We start from the raw sequence: 24,303 nt of genomic DNA on the forward strand, positions 1-24,303 counted from the left end.
CCGACGGACGGACCGGAAGACGCCTGCCATGATCCTGCCCAGCGTGCTGGACCCCTTCTTCGCCATCGCCCGCTCGGACCCGGACCGGCCCGCCGTGGTCGACAACGGGGTGACCGTCGGCTACGGCCAACTCGCCCGCTGGGCGGGGGCAGTGGCCGACCTGGTCGCCACCCGCACCCCGGCGGGCGCACCCCCCGTGGCCATCCACGCGCACCACAGCGTCCGCGACATCGCGGCCGTCCTCGGCACCCTCGCCGCCGGCCGCGGCTACGTCCCCGTCGCCGACGGACCGGAAGGCCACGCCGACCGGGCCCTGCACGCCCTCGGCTGCCGCGAGCTCATCGCCACCGCCGAGACCGGCCGGCTGCCCGGAGTCGACCGCGTCCTGCGCCCCAACTGGGGCCCGTCCTGCGCCCCGCTGCGCGAGGCCGGCGAACCCGTACGGGCGCAGGACCCCGCCTACGTCCTGTTCACCTCGGGCTCCACCGGAGCCCCCAAGGCGGCCGCCGTCCCGCACGGGGCCCTGCACGCCGTGCTGCCCCACCTCATCCGGCAGTACGGCGCAGGACCCGGCACCGTCGCCCTCAACCTCCACCGGCTGGACGGCGACACCAGCCTGGAGGAGATCCTCCCGGCCCTGCTGACCGGCGGGCTCGTCGTCCTCGACGAGGACGGCGAGGCCGACCTCGACCGCGTCCTGACCGACAACGAGGTCACCCTCGTCAACCTGCCCGTCGACTACTGGCACCTGTACACCGGCCACCTGCTGGACACCGGCCGGTCCCTGCCCGCCTCCGTGGAGACCGTGGTCATCGGCGGCGAGGCCGTCCGCGCCGACATGCTGGAGCGCTGGCGCCTGCTGGGCGCCGACGACACCGTCCTGCTCAACACCTACGGCTCCACCGAGACCGCGCTGGTCACCCACACCGCGGTCCTCGCCGGCCCGGGAGCGCCCGACGACTTCCCCGACGGGGTTCCGATCGGCCGCCCGCTGCCGTCCGTACGGCAGGCCGTCGTGCCCAGAGCCGACGCACCGGACGGCCCCGGCGAACTCCTCGTGGCCGGGCCCCAGCTGGCCACCGGATACGTCGACGACCCCGCGCGCACGGCCGCGCGGTTCGTCGAGACCGACCCCGGCGGCGGCACCGACCGCTGGTACCGCACGGGCGACCTCGTCACCGACTGCGGCGACGGCGCGCTCGTCTTCCACGGCCGCATCGACCACCAGGTCAAGATCCGCGGCCACCGCGTGGACCTCCTCGACGTCGAGGAGGCCGTCGGCCGGCTCCCCGGCGTGACCGCCGTCGCCGCCGCCGAGCACACCAAGGGCGACCACACGGTCCTCGTCGCCTTCGTCGTCCTCGCACCCGAGCCGGCCGCACCGGCCGCACCGGCCGCCGCCGCGGCGCTGCGCGAGCGGCTGCGCGGCACCCTCCCCGAGCCGTTCGTCCCCGACCGGATCGTCGCCGTACCCGCCCTCGTGCACACCCGCACCGGCAAGGTCGACCGCGCCGGCACCCGGGACCGGTACCTGTGAGCAACCGACTCTTCGACGCCTCGGTCGCACCCGCCGCCGTTCCCGAGGCGGACGCCCGCGGCCCCTGGGCCTACCTGTGGTGGCTGGTGCGGATCCGGCCCCGGCCGCTGGTCCTCGCCGCCGTGCTCGGCGCCCTGTGGATGGTCCCCCTCGCGCTGATCCCCCTCGTCATCGGACGGGCCATCGACGAAGCCGGGCAGGACGCCGGCCGGTCCGGGCTCTACCTGTGGTCGCTGCTCGCCCTCGGCCTCGGCGTCCTCCAGGCCCTCGCCGGCGCAGGGCTGATCCAGGCCGCCGTCGGCGCGGAGGCGCACGCACTGTCCGTCACCCACCGCGTGCTGATGCGGCAGGTCGTCAGGCTCGGCGCCACCCTGCGCAGCAAGGCCCGCTCGGGCGACGTCGCCGCCTCCGCCGCGGCCGACGTGGAGAGCATCGGCAACGCCTTCGAGGTCGTCGGCCGCACCGTCGGGGCGGTGGTCGCCGCCGTCCTGGTGGCCGTCGCCCTCACCGTCACCTCACCCGTGCTCGGCCTCGCCGTCCTCATCGGCGTACCCGCCGCCGTCCTCGGCATCGGCCCGCTGCTGCGGCCCCTCCAGGAACGCGACGAGGAACAGCGCGAACAGATGGGCATCGCCACCTCCCAGGCCGGCGACATCGTGGCCGGCCTGCGCATCCTGCGCGGCATCGGCGGCGAGGCCGTCTTCGCCGAGCGCTTCCGGCGCACCAGCCAGCAGGTGCGCCGGGCCGGCGAGTCCGCGGGCCGGATGGAGGCCTGGCTCCAGGCGGCCGGCGTCCTCCTGCCCGGCCTGGTCACCGTCGGCATCGTCTGGTTCGGCGCCCGCCTCGCGCTGGACGGCACCATCACCGCCGGCGAACTCGTCGCGTTCTACGGCGCCTCCGCCTTCCTCACCCTGCCCGTCAGCACCGCCACCGAGGCCGCCGAGACCCTCAGCCTCGCCAAGGTGGCCGCCGGCCGGGTCTGCACCCTCCTGCAACTCACCCCCGCGACCGTCCGACCCGACCACCCCGAACCGCTCCCGGCCGGCGCGCTCGCCCTGGCCGACACCGGCACCGGCATCACCGCCGAGGCGGGCCGCCTCACCGTCGTCACCGCCCCCGCCGACCGCGCCGGCGGCCTCGCCGACCGCCTCGGCGGCCCCGGCGCCGGCGGCGCCGCGGCGGAGGTCCGGCTCGGCGGCGTCCCCCTGGACCGGGCCGACCCCGCCGAGGTCTCCGCCCGCCTGCTGCGCTCCGGCCCCGCCGACATCCTCTTCAGCGGCACCGTACGGGAGGAGCTGACCGCCGGATCCGCCCGCCCCGGGCCGGCCCTGGACCAGGCCCTGTTCGCCGCCGACGCCGCCGACGTCGTCGACGCCCTGCCCGGCGGCCTGGACGCCCGCCTCGACGAGGGCGGCCGCGCCCTGTCCGGCGGACAGCGCCAGCGGCTGATCCTCGCCCGCGCCCTGCTCGCGGCGCCCGACGTCCTGGTCCTCGAAGACCCCACCGCCTCCGTCGACGCCCACACCGAGGCACGCATCGTCGCCCGCGTGGCCGCCCTGCGCGCCGGCCGCACCACCGTGGTCCTCACCGACAGCCCCCTGTGGCAGGGCGCCGCCGACCGCGTGGTCCGCCTCGACGGGCAGCCCGTCCCCGGCAGCACCGACCGCTCCGCAGGAGTGCCCTCATGACCACCACCCCCGCCCGGGCCTCCGCGGCCGGCGCGGACACCGCCCCGGCCCCCGGCCCCGCCGGGCCCGCCGGAGCCACCGGCCGGCTGCCACTCGCCGACCGGTCCGACGTCCGCGCCTGGACCGGCGTCTTCCTCCGCGGCGAGGCACCCCGACTGGCCCTCACCTTCGGCCTGTTCGCCGCCGCCCTCGTGGCGAGCCTGGTGGGCCCCCGGCTCCTGGGCCACCTGGTCGAATCGGTCAAGGACGGCACCACCGCCGACCGGGTCGACGTACTCGCCCTCGCCTTCGTCGCCGTCCTCGCCTGCCAGACCCTCCTCGCCCGCGCCGCCCGCACCCAGGCCACCCTGCTCGGCGAACGGGTCCTCGCCCGCACCCGCGAGAACTTCGTGCGCCGCGTGCTCGCACTGCCGCTGTCCGAGGTCGAGGCCGTCGGCACGGGCGACCTGCTCAGCCGCGCCACGACCGACGCCGACCGGCTCAACGAGAGCATCCGCCAGGCGGTCCCCCGCATCGCGCTGGCCGCCGTCACCCTCGTCTTCACCTTCGCGGCCATCCTGCTGACCTCGCCCCTGCTGGCCCTCGGCCTGCTGGCCGGCGTGCCGTTCGCCGTGCTGTCCACCTGGTGGTACCGGCCGCGTGCCACCCGCGCGTACGAGCTCCTCCTCGCGCAGGAGGCCGACGTCCTGGCCGTCACCCACGAGACCGCCCGGGGCGCCGCCACCGCCGAGGCCCTCGGGCTCGGGCCCCGCCAGGCGCGCCGCCACGGCGCGGCCGTCGACGGGGTGGTGCGCACCCGGCAGCGCACCACCTGGCTGCAGACCATCTGGTTCCCGAGCCTGGACCTGGCCACCATGGTCCCGATGGCGCTCACCCTCCTGATCGGCGGACTCGCCTACCAGCGGGGCGAGGTGGGGCTGGCGGAGCTGACCGCCGTCGTCCTCTACGTCCAGGCCCTCGGCGAGCCCCTGAACGACCTGCTGACCTGGACCGACGAACTCCAGATCGGCAATGCCGCACTGCGCCGGATCCTCGGCGTCGAGCGGCTGCCCCGCGAGGAGCCCCGGCCGCCGGCCCCCACCGACGGCCACGCCATCCGCCTCGAAGGCGTCGGGTTCGGCTACGGAGCGGGCCGCGAGGTGCTCACCGGCATCGACCTCGACATCGCCGCCGGCGAACGGATGGTGGTCGTCGGAGCCTCGGGCGCCGGCAAGTCCACCCTCGGCAAGCTGCTCGCCGGCGTCCACCACCCCACCCGCGGCACCGTCCGGATCGGCGGCGCCGACATCACCGCCCTGCCCGTGGGGCAGCTGCGGCGCGAGATCGTCCTCGTCACGCAGGAACAGCACGTGTTCACCGGCACGGTACGGGACAACCTGCTGCTGGCCGGTGAGCAGGACCGGGCCGAGGACACCGCCGAGGACACCGCCGAAGACGCCGGCAGGGCCGCCGAGGCGGACACCCCGCTGTGGAAGGCGCTGGAGAGCGTCCTCCTCGCGGACTGGGTGCGGTCCCTGCCCGAGGGCCTGGACAGCGAGATCGGACCGGGCGCGGCCCTCGTCTCCCCCTCCCACGCCCAGCAACTGGCCCTGGCCCGCCTGCTGCTGTCGGACCCGTACGCGCTCGTCCTCGACGAGGCCACCGCGCTCCTGGACTCCACCGCGTCCCGCCGCGTCGAACGCTCGCTGGCGGCGCTGATCGAGGGCCGCACGGTCGTCTCGATCGTGCACCGCCTGGACTCCGTACGCGACGCGGACCGGATCGCGGTCATGGACGGCGGACGGATCGTCGAGCTCGGCAGCCACGACGAACTCCTCGCCGCGAACGGCGCGTACGCCGCCCTGTGGCACGCCTGGGACACCGCCCGCCGCCCCGGCCCCCGCACATGACAACCGCCGCGGCCGCCCCGCCGCGGACGGCACGACGGCGAGGTCGGCCGGCCGGCCACGGGGCCGGGGCAGCCGGGGCGACGAGCGGCATCCGGCGCCGCCGCCGGCGGCGGTGTCATCCCAATGGGGCGATGTGCGACACGGCGGATCAGGCAAGACTCTCGCCAAGCCCGACTCCGCCCCGGAGGTTCCATGCCGAACAGCGGCGCGCCCCGCCCCGACGTCCCGCGTCACGCCCCAGCCCGGCCGTCGCTCGTCCTGGCGTCCCTGATCACCGTCGCCGCGGTGGCCAACCTCAACCTGTCGGTGGCCAACGTGGCGCTGCCCGCGATCGGGAAGGCCTTCGACTCCTCCCAGACCACCCTGAACCTGGTCGCCGTGGGGTACTCCCTCGGCCTGGCCGCATCCGTCCTCTACCTGGGTGCGGTCGGGGACCGCCACGGGCGCAAGCTGCTGCTGCTCCTCGGCGTCGCCCTGTCCCTCCCCGCCTGCCTGCTCGCCGCGTACGCCCCCAACGACACCGTCCTCGTGGCGGCCCGGATCCTCGGCGGGCTCTCGGCCGGCATGGCCTACCCCACCACCCTCGCGCTGATCACCGCCCTGTGGGCGGGGCCGCCACGGACGAAGGCGATCGCCCTGTGGTCGGCGCTGGGCGGCGGCATCTCCCTGCTCGGGCCGGTGGTCGCGGGCGCCTTGCTCGAACGCTTCTTCTGGGGGTCGGTGTTCCTCGTCACCCTGCCCCTCGCCGTCGTCGCGCTGGCCATGGCCCTGCTGTTCGTCCCCGCGCACGCGAACGAGTCGGCCGAACCGGTCGACAACCTCGGCGGCGTCCTGTCCGTCCTCCTGATCGCGGGCCTGGTCCTGGCGATCAATTTCGCCGCCGTCCCCGGCGAAGGCGCGCTGGTCACCGGCCTCGCCGTGATCGCCGTGGCCGCCGGGGCAGCGTTCTTCCTCCGCCAGCGCCGGGCCCCCAACCCGCTGTACGACCTCCACATCGCCGCCCGGCGGACGTTCTGGGTCGCCGCATGCGCGGGAATCATCGTGTACGGCGCCATGATGGGCTCGGCGTTCGTCAGCCAGCAGTACCTGCAGAACGTGCTCGAGTACGACCCGGTCGAAGCCGGGGCCGCCATCCTCCCCCTCGTCGTGATGACCGTTCTCGTGGCACCGCGCTCCGCGAAGCTGGTCGAGTCGCGCGGCGCCCGCACCACCCTGCTGACCGGTTACGCGTTCCTCTTCCTCGCCTTCGCCTGGATGCTGCTGTTCTGGGGCGAGGACAGCAGCTACTGGCAGATCGGCTCCGCCTACGTGTTCATCGGCCTCGGCGCGGGCTTCGCGGGCACGCCCGCCTCCCACGCACTGACCGGATCGGTGCCCGTGCGACGGGCCGGCATGGCCTCGGGCACCGCCGACCTGCAACGCGACCTCGGCGGCGCCGTCATGCAGTCCGTCATGGGCGTGCTCCTCACCGCCGGCTACGCCTCGGCCTTCAACGCGGCGATCGCCGCCTCCCCCGAGAGCGAAGACGTGTCGGACCAAGTGCAGAGCGAGCTGACGAAGTCCTTCGCCTCCGCCGCGGAGACCGCCCAGCAGCACCCCCGGTACGCCGACCAGATCGTCGAGGCGGCACGCCAGTCGTTCCTCCACGGCGACGACCGGGCCTACACCGTCGGCCTGGCCGCGATCGCCCTGGGCGCCCTGCTGGTCTTCGCGATGTTCCCGCACCGCGACGCCGAGCGGGACCTCCTGCGGCACTACTCCGACGAGGACTCCGCCTCGGCCGCCACCGCGGGGCCCCGGTGACCGGCAGCCCGGGGCACCGGCCGACCCGCCGGGCCCCCGCCTGCACGGGCGCGATGCAGTACACGGCCCCGACAACCGGGAGCGGCTGAACCCATGGTCCTCGACCTGCTGGTGATCGGTACGGCCGTCACCCTGGGGCCGCTGCACAACAGCGCCTTCATCCTGCTCCTCTCCACGCCGCACGGCGTCCGCCTGGGCCTCGCGTTCCTGCTGTCCTGGGTGGCCAACCTGAGCGCGGTCATCGCCTGTGTGATGCTGCTGACCGGCGGACAGCCCCCGGCCCGCCACAGCGCCCCCTCGACCGCCGCGGACGCGGCCGAGCTCGCCATCGGTGCGGCACTGGTGCTGTACGGCGCCCACCGGCACCGCCGACCGCCCCGCCCGCACGGCCCGCCGCGCTGGGCCGCCCGGATCGACAACGCCTCCCCGGCCACGGCGGCCGGCCTCGCATGGCTGCTGCAGCCCTGGGCACTCGTCGGCGCCGGCGCCGCAATCGCCGTCGACGCGGACCTCTCCACCCCTGCCGACTGGCTCGCGCTGACCGGCTACTGCCTGCTGGCCACGCTCACCCTCATCGTCATGGAGGCGTATGCCCTGAGGTCCCCCACGGCCGCGCAGACCCGCCTGAACGCCCTGCGAGCCTGGCTGGAACGCCGCCAGGAGCAGCTGGTCACCGCCCTCTCCCTGCTCACCGGCCTGTGGCTGACGGCCCGGAGCATCTACGGCCTGGTGACCTGAGGCACGCCCCGGCCATTGTTTACTTACGGGTCGACCCGTAGGGTAAATCTCATGAGCGATGCTTCTCCGCCCTCCAGAGGGCGTCCCCGGGATCCCCGATCGCACGAGGCGATCATCCGCGCGACGGCAGAACTGATGGTCGAGTCCGGCTACGCCGCGACGTCGATCGGGGCGGTGGCCGCGCGGGCCGGCGTGGGCAAGGACACGATCTACCGGCGCTGGCCCGGCAAGCCGGAGTTGGTCTTCGAGGCCGTGTTCACGACCACCGACGAGGTTCCGCCCCCGGACACGGGGACGCTGCTCGGGGACCTGACCGCACTGCTCCAGGGCCTGGTCGACGAGTTCCGCGCGCCCGCTGCCGCGGCGGCGCTCCCGGGGCTGCTGGCCGACTTCGCCGCGGATCCGGACCTGAGGGCGCGCATCCGCGGCGACTTCCTGGCCCCGTCGAAGGAACGGCTGCTGGTTGTCTTCGAACGGGCCGTGCTGCGTGGAGAGATCGCGGGCGAAACGCCCGTGGACCTGGTCCTGGACACGCTGGCAGGAGCCGTCTTCTTCCATGTCGGGCTGGTCGGCGAGCACCCTCACCGAGAGACGGCCGCACTGCTGGCCGCCGTCGTGGCCAAGGGAATCGAGGTCCGATGAACGGCTGGCTGCTCGCAGCAGGGGTCACCGCTCTCGGCGTGACCGCGGTCCACATCGTCGGCGGCCACCGCGACGTGGTGCGCCCGCTGCTGTCCAGCGGGCTCGCGGACGAGCCCAAGCGCGTCCTGCACGCCGTGTGGCACATGGTGACCGCCGACCTGGCGCTCTCCGGACTCGCCCTGCTCTACCTCTCCCTGGCGGACGGTACGCCGGGTGCCGGCCTGCTGGCGTGGTTCGTGGCCGCGCACTTCACCGCGTACGCGGCGGCCTTCCTGGCCATCACGCTGTCCGTCAAGTGGCCCCGCCCCCTCCTCCGCCTGCCGCAATGGATCCTGCTCCTGCCGGTCGCAGCACTGGCGGCGGGCGCCGCGTAGTCGCCGCGGCAAGACGCGATGGAGGCCCCGGCCGCCGACACGCATAACAGATGAAAAAGAGACAACCCTATGTTCGTTCCGGACGCGCGTAGACCCGGCGCGGCGCCGGAACTGCGGGGATGACCTGCCGTGCTGTCAAGTCGGCGTAAATGGCTGAATGTTGAACTATTGGCCGACAAGCACACTACGGTTGCGGAGGTTGCTGTTCCACCGAGAGGAAACCCCTCATGACCGCTGCCGAAGCGCCGAGAACGGCCTGCATCCTCACCGGCTACCGCCCCGAGGACGGCTTCCTGGCCGCCGAACTGAATCCGCCTCCCCCCGAGTACGTGTGGCACGACAAGGAGGCCGAGCAGCAGGACCGGCGCTACGGCCCGGGGGTGGGCTACCAGCAGTGGCTCGCCGTCGACGCCCGTACCGGCGCCGTCTGGTTCGGGGACGTCGACTGGCGTGCCCCGCGCGAGGACGCGGAGGGCCGGCTTCCCGGGGTCCCGCGCAAGGCGCTGGGCGACGGCCTGCTGCCGGAGCCCGGGGTCCTGGTGCAGCTTCTGAGCCACATGACGCACGACGAGCAGCGCGGCTGCTCCTGGCGCTTCTTCACGGCCGAGGAGCTGCACGCGCTCGCGCTGCGCGTCCTGCCGGCCGTGCAGCGGCTCGTCGACTCGATCCACCGCACCGGGCCGGCCGGGGAGCTCGAGTGGTCGGCCGAAGCGGCCACCGCATGGGAGGACATCGAGCGGGTCGCCACCCACACCTTCCACGCCTCCCGAGAGGTTGTCTGGCCCAGGCTCCTGACGACCCCTGTCCCCGCCTGGCGGGTCGAGGTCGGCGCCTTCCTCGAGAGCAACCCCGACCTGTGCGACCCCGCCTGGGAGTCGGCCACCGACGCGGAGCTCGACGCCTGCGCGGACTTCCGGCCCGAGTCGGGCTACGGCGGTGTCCCGGGGCGCGTCTGCCTCGCCGCCGGCCGGCAGATCGAGGACGGCTTCACCTTCTACGGCCACCGTGCCGCCCTGTACGCCCACCGCGCCCGGGCCTGGGGCGACCGTACACCGATGGACGCCTGCACCTGGCTGGAGCGGACCGAGGCGGGCAGGAGGACCTGGGAGGCGGCCAAACCCCTCGGAGCCACTCTCGCCGACGTGCCGGACTGCGTCCTGTCGATGCTGGCCGACGGCTTCCAGAGCGCCGCGCAGGAAGAGGGGCTGGCCCTGATGGGACTGCCCGCCTACCTGCGGAGGCTGCGCGCCGAGGAGAGGGAGGCCGTCGACCGCCAGCTCGTCCGCGAAGGCGAGGAGGTCGAACGCCTGGAGAACATGCTCAGGGACTTCCGGGCCGCCCGGAACCGCACCGTGACCCGGATCCTGACCTGGGCCGACGGCCGCACCGACGAGGAGATCGCGCACCTGGCCTCCACGTCCCCCCAGTGCGTCGGCGACTGGCGGGCCCGCCTGGGCGAAGAGCAGACCTCCCAGCCCGCAGAGACCTGATCCGCCGGGTTGCCCGGCGACTCTTGACAGCCCTGCTCGACAGCCCGCAAGATCAGCCCGTGAACCTGTCAGACAGCCAGACAGGTGGCGGGATGCCGCGGCGCGTGAGCGCGATGGAAGCGGTCTTCGGCCACCTGCGCAACGCCATCGAGCGCGGCGATTACGCCATCGGGGACAAGCTCCCCTCGGAAGCCGAGCTGTGCCGCACGCTCGAAGTCAGCCGGCCCGTTCTGCGTGAAGCGCTCCGCGCCCTGCAGGCCATGGGGCTGACCGTGTCGAAGACCGGCAAGGGGACCTTCGTCGTGGCGAACACGGTCGAGGACCCGACCTTCGGCGACTACGCCGCCAGCGACCTGCTCGAGGTGCGCCGGCACGTCGAGATCCCCGTCGCCGGGTACGCAGCGCTGCGCCGCACCCCGGAAGACCTGGACCACCTGGCCCACCTGCTCGACCGGATGGAGCAGGAGACCGACACGACGGCATGGGTGGCCCTCGACACCGTCTTCCACCTGGCGGTCGCCGAGGCCTCCCGCAACCCGGTCTTCCGCCGGGTCATCGAGGAGATCCGCGACGCACTGGCACGCCAGTCGACGTTCCTCAACGAGCTGGGCGGCCGCCGCGAGCAGTCCAACCGCGAGCACCGGGCGATCTTCGAGGCGCTGATCGACGGCTGCGAACCGGACGCCGTCGAGGCCATGTCCCACCACCTCCACAGGGTCGAGACGACCCTCACCGACATCGTGCACCCCAAGCGCACGAACAGACCCACGGAAGGCGGACCCGAGGCGTGAGCGAGCAGTTCCTCAAAGACGAGAAGCGCCCGTCCACCCGTCACGTCGACGCCGGCGACGCCGGATACAGCAAGTCCCTGCAGCCCCGGCACGTCAACATGATCGCCATCGGCGGCGCCATAGGCACCGGGCTCTTCCTCGGGGCGGGGGGCCGGCTCGCCGAGGCCGGGCCCTCGCTGTTCATCGCGTACGCCGTCTGCGGCGTCTTCGCGTTCCTCGTCGTGCGCGCGCTCGGCGAGCTCGTCCTGTACCGGCCGTCCTCAGGCGCCTTCGTGTCCTACGCCCGCGAGTTCCTCGGCGAGAAGGGCGCCTACACCGCAGGCTGGATGTACTTCCTCAACTGGGCCACCACCGGAATCGCCGACATCACGGCCGTGGCCGTGTACACCCACTACTGGGGCCTGTTCTCCGATGTCCCGCAGTGGCTGATCGCCCTCGTCGCCCTGGCCGTGGTCCTCTCCGTGAACCTCATCTCCGTGAAGATCTTCGGAGAGCTCGAGTTCTGGTTCGCGATCGTCAAGGTCGGCGCCCTGGTGGTCTTCATGGCGCTCGGGATCTTCCTCCTGGTCACCCGCCACCCCGTCGACGGCACCGTCCCCGGCCCCTCCCTGATCACCGACAACGGCGGGATCTTTCCCAACGGCCTGCTGCCCATGCTGCTGATCGTCCAGGGCGTCGTCTTCGCCTACGCCTCCGTCGAACTGGTCGGCGTCACGGCCGGCGAGACCGAGAACCCCGAGAAGATCATGCCCAAGGCGATCAACTCGATCATGTGGCGCGTGGGCCTCTTCTACGTCGGCTCGGTCGTCCTGCTGTCGATGCTGATGCCGTGGAACGGCTACAGCGCCGACGAGAGCCCGTTCGTGACCGTGCTCTCCCACATCGGCATACCGGCCGCCGGCGGCGTGATGAACCTGGTCGTCCTCACCGCGGCCATGTCCTCGCTCAACTCGGGCCTCTACTCCACCGGCCGCATCCTCCGGTCGATGGCCGCCAACGGCTCCGCCCCCCGCTTCACCGCCCGGATGAGCCGCACCCAGGTGCCCTACGGCGGCATCCTGCTCACCAGCGGCGTGTGCGTCCTCGGCGTCGGCCTCAACTTCGTGGTACCCGACGACGCGTTCGAGATCGTCCTCAACCTCGCCGCCCTCGGGATCCTCTCCACCTGGGGCATGATCATGATCTGCCACCTGCTCTTCTGGCGGAAGACCCGCAGCGGCGAACTCGCCCGCCCCGACTACCGCCTCCCCGGCTCCCCGTGGACCCAGCTGATCACCCTCGTCTTCCTCGCCTCCGTCCTGGTCCTCATGTACGCCGACGGCGGAGCGGGACGCACGACCGTGCTGTGCGTGCCGCTGATCGCCGCAACGCTCGTGGCCGGCTGGTACGCGATCCGCGGCCGTCTCGCCCGCGCCGCCGCCAAGGGCAGCAGATGAACCGGACGGCGCCCCCGGCCTGTCCCCGCAGGCGGCACACCTCCGCCGAATCCGCCGCACACCCCCACCCGGCCTGAGCCGGCACACGTCAGAAGGAGCACAGATGCGCAGCGCACCCCTCGCGGACGCGCCCGGCATCCGGGAGCCCCTGCACGCACCCGTCGCCCACCTCACCCGGGGCGGCGTGATCGAAGGCATGCACTACGGCTCCCTCGTCGTCCTCGGCGCGGACGGCGAGGTCCGCTTCGCCCTCGGCGACATCGAGGCGGCCTGCTACCCCCGCTCGGCCCTCAAACCCGTCCAGGCCGTCGCGATGGTGCGGGCCGGCCTTCCCCTCGACGGCGCCCTGCTCTCCCTCGCCTCGGCCAGCCACTCCGGCGAGGATCGCCACCTCGCCGGGGTCCGGCAGATCCTCACCCTGGCCGGCGCCACCGAGGAGGACCTGGGCAACGTCCCCGACCTGCCCTACGACCCGGCCGTCCGGGCCACCTGGACGAGGCAGGGACGCCCGCCCTCCCGGCTCGCCCAGAACTGCTCCGGCAAGCACGCCGCGATGCTGTACACCTGCGCCCTGGCGGGCTGGCCCCGGGAGACCTACCTCGACCCCGCCCACCCGCTCCAGAGAGCCATCGGCGAGGCCGTCGAGGAGCTCACCGGCCAGCGCACCGCACATGTCACCGTCGACGGCTGCGGCGCCCCCCTGTTCTCGATCTCCCTGCACGGCCTCGCCCGCGCCGCCGCCCGCATCGCCACCGCCGCGCCCGGCACGGCGGAGCACCGGGTGGCCGAAGCCCTCCGCGGCCACCCCGAGATGGCCTCCGGCGCCGGGCGGGACGTCGCCGAACTGATGCGCACCGTGCCCGGCCTGATCACGAAGGACGGCTTCGAGGGCGTCCAGGTCGCCGCCCTCCCCGACGGCCGCGCCGTGGCCGTGAAGATCGCCGACGGAGCGAACCGCGCGCGCATCCCCGTGACGGCCGCAGCCCTGGCCATGGCGGGGACCGACCCGCGGCTGCTCGCCCGGTTCACGGAGCAGCCCGTCACCGGCGGCGGCCTGCCCCTCGGCGCCGTCCGACCGGTGCCGGCCCTCGCCGCGGCAACCGCCCCCGCCCCCGCCTGACCCGCGCCGCCGGCCCGAATCCGGCCCAGCCGGCCCACCACCTCAGGAAGAGGACCCGTACACCGATGACCGCCGCCACCCGCAGGGAACACGACCTGCTCGGAGACCGCGACGTCCCCGCAGACGCCTACTGGGGCGTCCACACCCTGCGCGCCACCGAGAACTTCCCCATCACCGGCACCCCCATCTCCGCGCACCCGCACCTCATCGACGCCCTGGCCGCAGTGAAGGAGGCCGCCGCCCTCGCCAACGGGGAACTCGGCCTGCTGGAGCCCGCCAAGGCCGCCGCGATCGTCGCCGCCTGCCGGGAGATCCGCGGCGGGAAGCTCCACGACCAGTTCGTCGTCGACGTCATCCAGGGCGGCGCTGGCACCTCGACCAACATGAACGCCAACGAGGTCGTCGCCAACCGGGCCCTGGAACTGCTGGGCCACCCGAAGGGCGCGTACGCGCACCTGCACCCCAACGAGGACGTCAACCTCGGCCAGTCCACCAACGACGTCTACCCCACCGCCGTACGCGTCGCCACCGCCTCCGCGGTCCACGGCCTGCTCGACGCCATGGCCGTTCTCCAGGAGGCCTTCGCCCGCAAGGCCGTCGAGTTCCGCGACGTCCTGAAGATGGGACGCACCCAGCTCCAGGACGCCGTGCCGATGACGCTCGGCCAGGAGTTCTCCGCCTTCGCCGTCATGATCGACGAGGACCGCAGCCGCCTCGCCGAGGCCGTCGAGCTGATCCACGAGATCAACCTCGGCGCCACCGCCATCGGCACCGGCCTCAACGCCCCCGCCGGATACGCCGAAACGGCCCGCCGCCACCTCGCCGGCATCACCGGCCTGCCCCTGGTCACCGCGGCCAACCTGGTCGAGGCCACACAGGACTGCGGCGCGTTCGTCCAGATGTCGGGCGTGCTCAAGCGCATAGCCGTCAAGCTCTCGAAGACGTGCAACGACCTGCGCCTGCTCTCCTCCGGTCCGCGCGCCGGCCTCGGCGAGATCAACCTGCCGCCGGTGCAGGCCGGCTCCAGCATCATGCCCGGCAAGGTCAACCCGGTGATCCCCGAGGTCGTCAACCAGGTCGCCTTCGAGGTGATCGGCAACGACATCGCCGTCACCATGGCCGCAGAAGCAGGACAGCTCCAGCTCAACGCGTTCGAGCCGGTCATCCTGCACTCGCTGGCGGAATCCCTCGCCCACCTGCGCGCGGCCTGCCTCACCCTCGCGGAGCGCTGCGTGGCCGGCATCACCGCCAACACCGAGGTGCTGCGCGCCGCCGTCGAGAACTCGATCGGCCTGGTGACCGCCCTGAACCCGCACATCGGGTACACCGCCGCCACCGAGATCGCCAAGGAGGCCCTCGCAACCGGCCGCGGCGTGGCCGAACTCGTCCTGGAGAGAAACCTGCTCCCGGCCGAGAAGCTCGCCGCCCTCCTCCGGCCCGAGGCACTCGCCGGACCGCGCGCGGGCATCGCCTGAGCAGGGCGCGGCGCCCCGGAGTGGACAGTGCGGAGGCCTCGGCGCGACACGGACGGTTCAGCCGGCCAGGGCCTCCGCCGCCAGCATGCCCAGCCCCGCGAGCGCGGTCACCCCGTGGACGATGGCCCCGATGGCCGCCACCGCCCGCACGAGGGTGCGGGGCCACCCGGTCAGGGCCGAGTCGTCCCTCCGTAGGAACGCGTACCACGTCCAGGCCAGTCCGCACGCCGAAACAACGGTGATCGTGCCGGCGCCCGCGGTGTCGCGGGACTGCGCGACGACGGTCCACCCCACGCTCAGGAGCACCGGGACGAAGCACAGCAGCTCCACGAGCGCCGTGCGCGAGGTCTCGGCCCGTGGCCGCGGGGGAGCGGAGGAGGCCGGAGGAAAGAGGTCCGCCAGGCCGAACTCGAAGGGGGCCTGCGGTCGAGTCGCCTGCTCGTCCTCTGCCCGCGCGAGCGCCTCAACCGCCGCTCGCATGGCGGCAGCGTCGTGATAGCGGTCCCCGGGATCCTTCGCCAGGGCCCGGGCGAGCAGCGACTCGACGGCCCCCGGAACGGAGATTCCCAGCGAGGCCAGGGACGGCGGCGGGGTGTGGAGGTGGGCGTAGCCCACGGACCAGGCGGAGTCCGCGTCGAACGGCACCCGGCCTGACAGCATGCGGAAGAGCAGGACGCCCAGCGAGTAGAGGTCGGAGCGCCCGTCCAGGTCCCGCCGCCCCTCCACCTGCTCGGGGGACATGTAGTGCGGTGTGCCGAGCACGGCACCGGTGCCGGTGAGGACGGTGCGGCCCGCCACTGCGGCGATCCCGAAGTCGGCGACCTTCGCCGTACCGTCCTCGGCCAGCAGGACGTTGGCCGGCTTGATGTCCCTGTGCACCACGCCCCGTGCGTGGGCCGCGGCCAGGGCCGCGAGGATCTGCAGGGCGAGCGGGAGCGCCTCGGCAAGCGGCAGCCTGCCCTGTGCGTCCAGCAGCTCCGCGAGGGAGCGGCCGGCCACCAGTTCCATGACCAGGTACGGGACCGGCCGGCCGCCGCCTGCCCGCCGCTCCTCGCCGGTGTCGTGGACGGAAACGATGTTCGGGTGGCTCAACCCGGCCATGGTCTGGGCCTCGCGCCGGAACCGGGTGACCCAGCCGGGGTCGTACGGCAGGTCGTGCCGCATCGCCTTGAGCGCGACGAAGCGGCCGAGCCGCTCGTCGCGGGCGCGGAACACCTGCGCCATGCCCCCGCTGCCGAGCAACTCCGTTATCCGGTAGCGGCCTTGGGCCACCGTCGACCCCGTCTGGAAGAGTTCCCCCATGGGCGGGATGGTAGGCCAGGGCGGCCCAGGAGGCACTCCTCGGAACCGGCCTGGGCTGCCCCCGCCCGACCGGCACGGGAGCGGGATGCACCGGTCGCCGGCTCCGCCGCGCGGCCTCCGGCACCCAGCGGATCGCCGACGCCGACGGGCCCGGCCCGACCACCGCAGTCCGCCGCCTGCCGCGGCGTCAGCGGGCCAGGAGCGGTGCCATGAGGTCGCGGGCGAAGTCGGCGACGGGGCGCGGCTCGCGGCCGGTCAACCGGCGCACCGCATCGGTCGTGTCGGCGTTGACACCCTCCCGGAGCAGTTGGAAGGTGCCCACCACTCCCTCGGCGAGCCAGGGCGGCAGACCCGCCTGGACCATGCCGGCCAGGGCGGCCTCGTCGGGTACGGCGACATACTCCACCGCCCGTCCGAGGGCGGCGGACAGCCGGCGGGCGACATCGGTGAAGGTGAGGGCCTCGGGGCCGGTGACCAGATGCGTCTCTCCGCCCCCGTGCTGCCCGGCGAGCACCGCGACGGCGCAGGCTGCCACGTCCCGCGGGTCGATCATGGCGATGCGGGCGTCGGCGGCGGGCAGGAAGATCCGCCCGGCCTGCCCGATCGTCGGCAGCGAACCCAGGAGGTTCGACATCAGGAAGCCGGAGCGGAGAATCACGGACGGGACCCCCGCCGAGCGCAGCCGCTGCTCGATGCAGCCGTGCTGATCGGAGAACGTCCTGGCTGCGCCGGCCTCGGCGCCGACCGTGGACAGCAGGACGACCTGCCGGACCCCGGCCGCGACTGCGGCGTCGATCGCGTGCGCCGCGTTCTCGACCTGCCGCGGGTCGTTGGCGAAACTCAGGAAGGCCTGATCGGCACCCGCGAAGACGGCGTGCAGCGATTCGGGCTCGGCGAAGTCGCCCCGGACGAGGTCGACGCCGGGGCCGAGCACGGCAGCGGCCCGTCCCGGGTCGCGGGTGAGCGCGCGCAGGGGGATGCCGCGACTACCCAGCCCCCTCACCACGTGCCGCCCGACGTTCCCGGTCGCACCGGTCACCACCACGGTCGTCATCGCGTCGCTTCCTCACGCCGGTTCCACAGCCGTCCACCCACTCTGTCTATCTGCGCCACGCACCGCCCCGAGCCCGTCAGGACACGCACGCATTCACTCGTCAGGACGCCCGCACCGGGGTGCCCTTCCGGGCCGGGAGAGCCGTCGACTGCGAGGAGGCGGCGGGAGTGGGAGAGGCCGACGGCGTTGTCAGTGCCCTGCGGCATGATCCTCGGCATGACGACTCTCCACGCCGATGAGGCGCTTTCCAGCATGTCCGGCCGCCCCGCGTACGAGGCTGCGCTCGAGCGGCTGCGCGCGGCCTCGCAGGCGTACTACGGCGACGGCGACAGCCCGCTGGACGACGCCGCCTACGACCGGCTGCGGCTGGCGGTGCTGGCCTGGGAGCAGGAGCACCCGGCGGAGGCTGCCGCGGATTCCCCCACCGGGCTGGTCGCGGACGGTGCGGCTCCGGCCGGCGACGTCGCGCACACCACGCGCCTGCTGAGCCTGGACAACGTCTTCGACGCCGACGGTCTCGCCGGGTGGGGGGCCTCCGTCGAGCGGCGGCTGGGCCGTGCGCCGGCGGGCGGGTTCACCGTCGAGCCGAAGATAGACGGCGCGGCCGTGGCCGCCCGCTACCGCGGGGGCCGGCTGGTCCAGGTCATCACCCGGGGCGACGGTTCCCACGGCGAGGACGTCAGCCATGTCATCGGCCAGGTCGACGGCCTGCCCGAGCAGCTCGCGGCGCCCGTCACCGTCGAGGTCCGGGGCGAGGTGGCCTTCACCCAGGAACAGTTCGAGACGGCGAACGCGGTTCGCGCCGCCCACGGCGCACCGGTCTTCGCCAACCCCCGCAACGGCACCGCGGGCACGCTGCGGGCGAAGGACCGCCCGTACCGGCTCCGTATGACGTTCTGGGCCTACGGGGCGGTGGAACTGGACGGGCAAACGTTCCTGCCCCTCGGCGGCACGCATGCGGAGGTGCTGGCCGCCGTGGCCGCCGCGGGCGTGCGGACAACCGCGGACTCCCCGGCCGGGCTGCACGTCGTGGCGGATCTCGCCGAGGCGCAGCAGCGCATCGACGCCGTCGCGGCGATGCGGGCGGAGCTGCCCGTCGGCATCGACGGTGTGGTGGTCAAGCTCAACGACACCGCCGAGCAGCGGTCGGCGGGCGTGGGGACGCGGTTCCCGTACTGGGCGATCGCCGTCAAGCTGCCCGCGGTGGAGCGGCAGACGGTGCTGGAGGCGGTGGAGTGGGAGGTCGGCCGGACGGGGGTGCTCGCGCCGACCGCGATCCTGCGGCCCGTGCAGCTCGACGGCTCCACCGTCACCCGGGCCACCCTGCACAACCCCGCGGACATCCGCCGCCGCGACCTCCACCTCGGCGACACCGTCACGGTGTACAAGGCCGGCGACATCATCCCGCGCGTCCAGGCGGCCGTGCCGGGGCTGCGTCCGGCCGGGGCCCAGCCCGTGCCGCTGCCGCAGGCGTGCCCCAACTGCGGCGGCGCGGTCGACAAGGCGCAGGAGCGGTGGCGGTGCGCCAGGGGCACCGCGTGCGCATTGCCGGCGCTGATCGGGTACGCCGCCGGGCGCGACATGCTCGACATCGACGGGCTCGGCAGGACGTACGTGGCGGCGCTGGTCGAGTCCGGCGACGTCACCGACGTCGCGGACCTGTTCACGCTCACCGTCGGGCAGCTGACCGCGGCGTCCGGCAGTGCCAAGCGGGGCGCCAGGCTCGCCGAGCAGATCGCGGCCGCCAGATCCCTTCCCCTCAGCCGGGTGTTCTGCGCGCTGGGCGTACTCGGCACCGGGCGCAGCATGTCCCGGCGGATCGCCCGGCACTTCGGCACGATGGACGCGATCCGGGGTGCGGACGCGGCCGCGCTGCAGGAGGTCGAGGGGATCGGCCCGGAGAAGGCGCCGGTGATCGTCGAGCAGGTCGCCGCGCTGGCTCCGGTCATCGACAAGCTGGTCGCGGCCGGGGTCAACATGACCGAGCCGACCGCGCCGACGGCGCCGACCGCACCCACCGGACCGACCGGTTCGACGGCCGGGCCGGCTCCCGCCGAGGGCCCGCTGACCGGCAAGGTCGTCGTGGTCACCGGGAAGATGACCGGACCGCTGGAGGCGTACGGCCGGTCGGACATGAACACCCTGATCGAGCGGGCCGGCGGGCGCGCGGGCAGCAGTGTGAGCTCCAGGACGTCCATCCTGGTCGCCGCCCCGTCCGCGAACGGCAAGCCGAGCTCCAAGGCGGTCAAGGCCGCCGGGCTCGGCGTGGAGGTCCTCACCCCGGAGACCTTCGCCGAGCTGGTCACGGCGTACCTGACCTGACGGCTGACCGATCGCCCGGGCTGCCTCCGCGGGTGCGGTGCCGAGCACGGCGGATCACCCGGCCTGCGGTTCGGCGGCGGCCGGTGTCAGCGTCCGCGGGAGATCTGCAGGAGCCAGGGGCTGGGGTGGGTGAGGGTGACGAGTTCCTTGTGCGCCGTGTCGCCGGGCAGGGGGACGACCAGCCACAGGCCGGGCGGGAAGAACCGGCTCTTGGTATAGGCGAGGCCGCCGTAGACGGAGCGGAGGAATGCGGGGACCGAGTCGCGCGGGACGTCCGGGAACTCGACGTGGTCCACCGTGATGTTCGCGTCGTCCTCGGGGAAGAGGCGGACGCTGACCGTCGGCGTGCCTTCGAGGTCGACGAACGCCTCGTGCGGCAGCGAGCCGTCGGGGTCGAGGGCGGTGCCGATGCAGGCGGCCGTGCGGCGCGAGGTCCGGTCCGCGCCGATGTCGTCGGTGACGGTCATCTTCAGGCGGTAGTCCTGCGCGATCTCGCGTATCGCGCGGACGGCCGACTCGGTCGTCGGAAGGTGCGGGGGGTTCATGGGGAGATCATTCCTCATGAACCCGGCGGCGTGGCGCGGCCGGCCCGACCGGGCCACTCGGCGCCGACCAGCTGCCGGCTCGCCGGATCGGGGCCCCGTCGGAGAGGCGGCAGGAGTTCGCCGGGGTTCGCCGGACGCCCTTCGGACAGCCAGAAGAGATAGTGGCGGAGGTGCTCCGCGAGGCCCCCCTCGATGTACGCGACGTACTCCCGGGCCCCGCCGGCCGCCTCGCGCTCTTCCTCCCGGTCCGAGACCGACCACTTGCCGTCCAGCGCCGCCGCCCACTCCCGTACCCGGCCCCGCTCCCTCCACCAGTCGCGGACAAGATCCGGAGTCCAGTGGCCGTCACCGTCGCAGGCGTACCCGGCCATCGGGTCCTGCGCGACCGCGCCCAGCAGCCGCAACGCCTGCGCCGAGTCACGGGGCTGCCGGTAGACGAACTCGGCGCCCCACTCGTCGTCGTACAGCACGTGCATCGGAGCGATCAGCCGGCCCGTCCAGCAGGTGTCGGTCCCGGCCCCGTAGAACGGCCCCGGCACGTTGCGCCAGTCGCGTTCCGCCCAGCGGCCGGGGCGGGCGTTCCACCAGGTACCCCGGTGTTCCGGGGCAGGCAGCCACGTGCCGCCGTCCGGCGCGGGCAGCGGCCCGCTCTCCGCGGCGCGGACGGACGGCAGCGGGTCCCAGTAGGCCATGTCCACGGGCCGCATCCTGTCAGGCGGCGCGAGTGGACGGAGATGCACCCTGTCGCCTTCCCCCACTCCGCCGACTGGACCCGCTCGCCTCCCCTGCGGCACGAAAGCCCGGGCCGAGCACCGTGTAGAGCACGAGACCGTCTGCCGGGCGGGGCTGCTGTGCCCCATCCGGGGGAATGGCGCGCCGGTCGTGCGTGACCGGGCATGCGGGTGTGCATCGTTCCCCCAGTGCGGGCGTGCGTGCGGCAGGGTGTCCGCGGCTCTGCCCGGACATTCCGTCCGCTCCACCGAGAAGGGATGCCCCGTGACCGTCACCAGCCAGTCAGGTCCTCGTCCCCGACGTGTGCGCGCCGCCCTGGTCGCCGCCACCGTCATCGCTGCCGCCACCACGTTCGGCTCGGCCGGCCCTGCCCACGCCGCTTCGCTGTGCTTCAACGGCGTGACTCCGCTTCCCGTCGTCGACGGCGAGATCAACGGCACCGAGGGCGCGGACGACATCCGCTGCCTCTCGCTGACCAACGGCAACACCCTCAACGGCCTCGGCGGCGACGACACCATCCGCATCCTCGGCCTCGTCGGCAACCTCCGCGTGTACGGCGGCGGCGGCAACGACACCATCACCGTCCGCGCGACCCTCACCGGCGGGTTCGGCAACACCGCGCTCGTCTCCGGAGGCGACGGCGACGACGTCCTCACCCTGGGCGGGCTGGAGCTCAACGGGGCCGAAGCCCGTGGTGACGCCGGGAACGACACGCTGAACATCGCGGTCATCGACCCCGGAGGGCGTGCCGAAGGCAACGAGGGCGACGACCTCCTGCAGATCGACTCCAACGCGAGCACGGTGATGGCGGGCGGCGGCAACGACACCATCCGGGGGCTCCGGACAGACCGCATGCACCTCACCCGCGGCTCCTTCACCGACGCCGGGGACGGCACCGACACCTGCCGTCTCCGTTACCCCGAAATCGGCACCCCCGCCGTCGCGGGCTGCGAGGTCACCCCCTGATCATGCGGTGCTCGCCGAGCCGACCGCCTCGCCGGGCGCGGTTACCCGTCGAGATCCCGGCGCGAGAACGGCTTCGACACCGTCCGGGTGCCCGGCTGCGCGCGCACATCAGGTCCGCCTGCTCCTGCACCCGCCGGATGGCCGTCACCCGCTCAGCCCGTGCGCCGGACGCTGTCCGTCGGGGCGCGGGACGTACGCCAGGCCGTGGGCGCCGGGTTCACCGAGCTTGGCGATGTCCAACCGGGCCAGGCGCTCCAGCGTCTCCAGGTCGACGATGTCGACGGTGGAGGAGACGACGCAGGCCACGTAGCCGAGTCGGCCGTCGGGGGAGGAGGTGATGGTCAGCGGGAAGAGGCCGACCTCGACCTGGCCCAGCTGCTTGCGGGTGTCGGCGCAGAACACGGTGAGGCAGCCCGGTTCGTGGCGCCCGAGTTGCGCCTCCTCGGCGGCCGTCATGCGCAACTCGCCCGCCAGCAGTCTGCCCGTCGACGTCAGGTGCACCGGCAGGATGACGTCCTGCGTCGGCAGGGTGTCGACGAGGGACGCCGTCCGGGTGTCGAAGACGCGGATGCCGGTGGCCGGCCGCTTCTCGGCGCTGCCGGAGAAGTTGCCGTACGGCGCTGCGACGAAGGCGTGCGTGCCGTCGGCGGACACGGCGAGCCCCTCGCTGCCCGGGACCTCGACCTTCGCGGTGAGGGTGCCCCGTTCGAGGTCGACGACGGACACGAACGGCGCTTCCTTGTTGGTGGCGTAGCCCGTCCGGCCCGCCGGGTCGATCGCGAACCAGTGCGGGCCGGGAGCGTCCGTGTCGATCCTGCCCAGGGGCCTGCGCGTCCCCGTGTCGATCACCACGACGCCTCCGGGCCGGTCCCGGGCGCCTTCCACGCTGACGTAGAGCCGCCCGCGTGCCGTGTCCAGCGCCAGCCCGTGCGGCCCGTGTTCCGGGGCGAGGTCGACGACCTCGACGATGCGGCGGCTGTCGGGGTCGATGACAGCCAGCTCGGTGCGCCGGCCGCCGTTCGCGTGGTAGTAGCCCGAGTGGTAGGTCAGCGAGCACCACAGCACCCGCTGCGTCGGGTCGTAGCACAGCTCGTGCGGCTCGGCGGGGACCTGTACGCCACCGAGGCGGCGGTCGGAGGCGGCGTCGAAGAACGAGACCGTCGGTCCGCTCTGGCTGACGACAGCGAGTACGTCGCCCTCTCGACCGGTACGGGGGGATTGCTGCACAGCGACTCCTTCAGCGGGGCGAAGCGCGAATGCCGCGCGTCTCTTCGCGGGCATGTCCACTCTCCGGTTCCGGTGGGGACCGCAGCAATGCAAAGATTGATACTCGATCATTGCCCCAAGTGGAACAATGCAGTTCAGGGAATCAAGCCATGGATCTCAACCTGCTGCGCGTGCTGGACGCCCTGCTCCAGGAGAACAGCGTGACCCGAGCCGCCGAGCGGCTGGGCACCTCGCCCGCGGCGGCCAGCCGGGCACTGGCGCGCCTGCGCCGCACCGTCGGCGACCCGCTGCTCGTCCGCGCCGGCCAGGGGCTGGTCCCCACCCCGCGCGCCGTGGAACTGCGGGCTGAGGTAGACGCGCTGCTGCGCAGCTGTGACAGCGTGCTGCGGCCCGGTGCCGGGTTCGACGCCGCGCACCTCCAGCGCACGTTCACGGTGCAGGCCGCCGACCTGCTCCTGGTGGGCGTGGCCGGCGGTCTGACCGAGCGGATCCACGCGGAGGCCCCGCAGGTGGACGTCGTCTTCCTGCCGGAGGCGGTGGAGGGCGGCCCGGGGCTGCGGCAGGGCTGGGTGGACGTCGAACTGGGCGTCCTCGGACACCTGGACCCGGAGATCCAGACCCGGCCCCTCACCCGGATGCCGCTGGTCGGCATCGCCCGCAGCGGGCACCCCCTCTTCGACGGGCCGATCGACGCCCACCGCTTTGCCGCAGCCGACCACATCGGCATCTCCCGACTCGGCAAACGCCTCGGTCCCATCGACAGCGCCCTCGCGGAACTCGGACTGCGCCGCCGGACCGCAGTCGTCGTACCCAGCCACACCAGTGCGATGATGCTCGCCCGGGACACCGACCTCGTCGCGCTCAGCCTGGCCGGCTGGCTCCCCGACACCGTCTCGGCCCTGGGCCTGCGGACGTTTCCCGTCCCCCTCGACCTGGAACCCCTGCACCTCGGAATGGCCTGGCATCCCCGCAACTCGGCCGACCCCGGACACCGCTGGTTCCGCGAGCACGTCGCGTCCGCCGTCCAGACCGACCGGGGCGAGCCCCACCCGCGAGCCGTGGACGGTCGCGCCTCCTGACCGGGGGCGGCCGTGCGGGGCCCTCCTCAGCCGCACGGCCCGTGTCCGGGATCCGGGGCCAAGGCCCCTCGGCGGCCCGCCCCGGCATCCCTC

General features: G+C 73.6%; 20 protein-coding genes. 15 read left to right on the forward strand and 5 right to left on the reverse strand.

All coding sequences use genetic code 11. The annotated features are described in order from the left end of the window. The first annotated feature begins 28 nt into the window (after positions 1 to 28). The 12 genes from MUK52_RS32650 (at position 29) to aspA (ending at position 14,983) form a co-directional block, all read left to right on the forward strand. Positions 29 to 1,537, forward strand: a complete 1,509-nt coding sequence (locus tag MUK52_RS32650; RefSeq protein ID WP_284581993.1) for an AMP-binding protein — start codon at positions 29 to 31, stop codon at positions 1,535 to 1,537. After that, positions 1,534 to 3,225 (forward strand): ABC transporter transmembrane domain-containing protein, encoded by a 1,692-nt coding sequence (locus MUK52_RS32655; RefSeq protein ID WP_284581994.1) that lies wholly within the window; start codon positions 1,534 to 1,536, stop codon positions 3,223 to 3,225. Before MUK52_RS32650 ends, MUK52_RS32655 begins: the two co-directional genes overlap by 4 nt. After that, on the forward strand, positions 3,222 to 5,114 hold the full coding sequence (locus tag MUK52_RS32660; protein WP_284581996.1) for an ABC transporter ATP-binding protein: 1,893 nt from the start codon (positions 3,222 to 3,224) through the stop codon (positions 5,112 to 5,114). The genes MUK52_RS32655 and MUK52_RS32660 overlap by 4 nt, the downstream gene beginning before the upstream one ends. A 192-nt stretch (positions 5,115 to 5,306) precedes the next feature. Further along, a complete protein-coding gene (locus tag MUK52_RS32665) occupies positions 5,307 to 6,917 on the forward strand; it encodes an MFS transporter (RefSeq protein ID WP_284581997.1) in 1,611 nt (536 codons plus the stop codon). Positions 6,918 to 7,010: 93 nt separating this feature from the next. Next, complete coding sequence (locus MUK52_RS32670; RefSeq protein WP_284581998.1) at positions 7,011 to 7,655, forward strand: GAP family protein; 645 nt, start codon at positions 7,011 to 7,013, stop codon at positions 7,653 to 7,655. Between the two features lie 51 nt (positions 7,656 to 7,706). Continuing rightward, entirely contained in the window at positions 7,707 to 8,297 is a 591-nt protein-coding gene (locus MUK52_RS32675; RefSeq protein ID WP_284581999.1) for a TetR/AcrR family transcriptional regulator, read from the forward strand. Further along, positions 8,294 to 8,671 carry a hypothetical protein gene (locus MUK52_RS32680; protein WP_284582000.1) on the forward strand — a complete coding sequence of 126 codons (378 nt, stop codon included), beginning with the start codon at positions 8,294 to 8,296 and terminating at the stop codon, positions 8,669 to 8,671. The genes MUK52_RS32675 and MUK52_RS32680 overlap by 4 nt, the downstream gene beginning before the upstream one ends. A gap of 227 nt (positions 8,672 to 8,898) precedes the next feature. Next, positions 8,899 to 10,161: a hypothetical protein gene (locus MUK52_RS32685; RefSeq protein ID WP_284582001.1), complete on the forward strand. Its 1,263-nt coding sequence runs from the start codon at positions 8,899 to 8,901 to the stop codon at positions 10,159 to 10,161. Positions 10,162 to 10,274: 113 nt separating this feature from the next. Beyond that, positions 10,275 to 10,952, forward strand: a complete 678-nt coding sequence (locus MUK52_RS32690) for a FadR/GntR family transcriptional regulator (protein WP_114059508.1) — start codon at positions 10,275 to 10,277, stop codon at positions 10,950 to 10,952. Beyond that, the gene (locus tag MUK52_RS32695) at positions 10,949 to 12,388 is read left to right on the forward strand and encodes an amino acid permease (RefSeq protein WP_284582002.1); all 1,440 of its coding nucleotides are present in this window, start codon (positions 10,949 to 10,951) and stop codon (positions 12,386 to 12,388) included. Before MUK52_RS32690 ends, MUK52_RS32695 begins: the two co-directional genes overlap by 4 nt. Positions 12,389 to 12,491: 103 nt before the next feature. Next, on the forward strand, positions 12,492 to 13,508 hold the full coding sequence (locus MUK52_RS32700) for an asparaginase (RefSeq protein ID WP_284582003.1): 1,017 nt from the start codon (positions 12,492 to 12,494) through the stop codon (positions 13,506 to 13,508). A gap of 65 nt (positions 13,509 to 13,573) precedes the next feature. After that, on the forward strand, positions 13,574 to 14,983 hold the full coding sequence (gene aspA / locus MUK52_RS32705; protein ID WP_114059423.1) for an aspartate ammonia-lyase: 1,410 nt from the start codon (positions 13,574 to 13,576) through the stop codon (positions 14,981 to 14,983). Positions 14,984 to 15,040: 57 nt separating this feature from the next. Here the strand turns inward: aspA and MUK52_RS32710 are convergent, their stop codons facing one another. Continuing rightward, positions 15,041 to 16,285, reverse strand: a complete 1,245-nt coding sequence (locus tag MUK52_RS32710) for a protein kinase domain-containing protein (protein WP_284582004.1) — start codon at positions 16,283 to 16,285, stop codon at positions 15,041 to 15,043. A 187-nt stretch (positions 16,286 to 16,472) separates the two neighbouring features. Further along, on the reverse strand, positions 16,473 to 17,339 hold the full coding sequence (locus MUK52_RS32715; RefSeq protein ID WP_284582005.1) for an NmrA family NAD(P)-binding protein: 867 nt from the start codon (positions 17,337 to 17,339) through the stop codon (positions 16,473 to 16,475). 216 nt (positions 17,340 to 17,555) lie between these two features. On the opposite strand from MUK52_RS32715, the gene ligA reads away from it, so the two are divergent. Next, positions 17,556 to 19,661 (forward strand): NAD-dependent DNA ligase LigA, encoded by a 2,106-nt coding sequence (gene ligA / locus MUK52_RS32720; RefSeq protein ID WP_284582006.1) that lies wholly within the window; start codon positions 17,556 to 17,558, stop codon positions 19,659 to 19,661. Between the two features lie 86 nt (positions 19,662 to 19,747). On the opposite strand, the gene MUK52_RS32725 is transcribed toward ligA, so the two are convergent. Both MUK52_RS32725 and MUK52_RS32730 read right to left on the reverse strand, forming a co-directional pair. Beyond that, positions 19,748 to 20,206 carry an SRPBCC family protein gene (locus MUK52_RS32725; RefSeq protein WP_284582007.1) on the reverse strand — a complete coding sequence of 153 codons (459 nt, stop codon included), beginning with the start codon at positions 20,204 to 20,206 and terminating at the stop codon, positions 19,748 to 19,750. A gap of 14 nt (positions 20,207 to 20,220) precedes the next feature. Next, positions 20,221 to 20,898, reverse strand: coding sequence for a ferredoxin family protein (locus tag MUK52_RS32730; protein WP_284582064.1), 678 nt, complete (start codon positions 20,896 to 20,898; stop codon positions 20,221 to 20,223). Positions 20,899 to 21,202: 304 nt separating this feature from the next. Between MUK52_RS32730 and MUK52_RS32735 the strand changes: the two genes are divergently transcribed. Further along, positions 21,203 to 21,904, forward strand: coding sequence for a hypothetical protein (locus MUK52_RS32735; protein ID WP_162793391.1), 702 nt, complete (start codon positions 21,203 to 21,205; stop codon positions 21,902 to 21,904). A gap of 144 nt (positions 21,905 to 22,048) precedes the next feature. On the opposite strand, the gene MUK52_RS32740 is transcribed toward MUK52_RS32735, so the two are convergent. Continuing rightward, on the reverse strand, positions 22,049 to 23,185 hold the full coding sequence (locus MUK52_RS32740) for a YncE family protein (protein WP_502963644.1): 1,137 nt from the start codon (positions 23,183 to 23,185) through the stop codon (positions 22,049 to 22,051). 95 nt (positions 23,186 to 23,280) lie between these two features. Between MUK52_RS32740 and MUK52_RS32745 the strand changes: the two genes are divergently transcribed. Next, on the forward strand, positions 23,281 to 24,210 hold the full coding sequence (locus tag MUK52_RS32745) for a LysR family transcriptional regulator (RefSeq protein WP_284582009.1): 930 nt from the start codon (positions 23,281 to 23,283) through the stop codon (positions 24,208 to 24,210). Positions 24,211 to 24,303: the final 93 nt, after the last annotated feature.

The organism is Streptomyces sp. 2P-4 (assembly GCF_030167965.1).
Taxonomy (GTDB): Bacteria; Actinomycetota; Actinomycetes; order Streptomycetales; family Streptomycetaceae; genus Streptomyces; species Streptomyces globosus_A.

Excerpts from the sequence above, each read along its gene's own strand:
- MUK52_RS32650 (WP_284581993.1), top strand. The coding sequence starts at position 29 with ATGATCCTGCCCAGCGTGCTGGACCCCTTCTTCGCCATCGCCCGCTCG.
- MUK52_RS32660 (WP_284581996.1), top strand. The coding sequence starts at position 3,222 with ATGACCACCACCCCCGCCCGGGCCTCCGCGGCCGGCGCGGACACCGCC.
- MUK52_RS32665 (WP_284581997.1), top strand. The coding sequence starts at position 5,307 with ATGCCGAACAGCGGCGCGCCCCGCCCCGACGTCCCGCGTCACGCCCCA.
- MUK52_RS32670 (WP_284581998.1), top strand. The coding sequence starts at position 7,011 with ATGGTCCTCGACCTGCTGGTGATCGGTACGGCCGTCACCCTGGGGCCG.
- MUK52_RS32675 (WP_284581999.1), top strand. The coding sequence starts at position 7,707 with ATGAGCGATGCTTCTCCGCCCTCCAGAGGGCGTCCCCGGGATCCCCGA.
- MUK52_RS32680 (WP_284582000.1), top strand. The coding sequence starts at position 8,294 with ATGAACGGCTGGCTGCTCGCAGCAGGGGTCACCGCTCTCGGCGTGACC.
- MUK52_RS32685 (WP_284582001.1), top strand. The coding sequence starts at position 8,899 with ATGACCGCTGCCGAAGCGCCGAGAACGGCCTGCATCCTCACCGGCTAC.
- MUK52_RS32690 (WP_114059508.1), top strand. The coding sequence starts at position 10,275 with ATGGAAGCGGTCTTCGGCCACCTGCGCAACGCCATCGAGCGCGGCGAT.
- MUK52_RS32700 (WP_284582003.1), top strand. The coding sequence starts at position 12,492 with ATGCGCAGCGCACCCCTCGCGGACGCGCCCGGCATCCGGGAGCCCCTG.
- aspA (WP_114059423.1), top strand. The coding sequence starts at position 13,574 with ATGACCGCCGCCACCCGCAGGGAACACGACCTGCTCGGAGACCGCGAC.
- MUK52_RS32710 (WP_284582004.1), bottom strand. The coding sequence starts at position 16,285 with ATGGGGGAACTCTTCCAGACGGGGTCGACGGTGGCCCAAGGCCGCTAC.
- MUK52_RS32715 (WP_284582005.1), bottom strand. The coding sequence starts at position 17,339 with ATGACGACCGTGGTGGTGACCGGTGCGACCGGGAACGTCGGGCGGCAC.
- ligA (WP_284582006.1), top strand. The coding sequence starts at position 17,556 with ATGACGACTCTCCACGCCGATGAGGCGCTTTCCAGCATGTCCGGCCGC.
- MUK52_RS32725 (WP_284582007.1), bottom strand. The coding sequence starts at position 20,206 with ATGAACCCCCCGCACCTTCCGACGACCGAGTCGGCCGTCCGCGCGATA.
- MUK52_RS32730 (WP_284582064.1), bottom strand. The coding sequence starts at position 20,898 with ATGGCCTACTGGGACCCGCTGCCGTCCGTCCGCGCCGCGGAGAGCGGG.
- MUK52_RS32740 (WP_502963644.1), bottom strand. The coding sequence starts at position 23,185 with ATGCCCGCGAAGAGACGCGCGGCATTCGCGCTTCGCCCCGCTGAAGGA.
- MUK52_RS32745 (WP_284582009.1), top strand. The coding sequence starts at position 23,281 with ATGGATCTCAACCTGCTGCGCGTGCTGGACGCCCTGCTCCAGGAGAAC.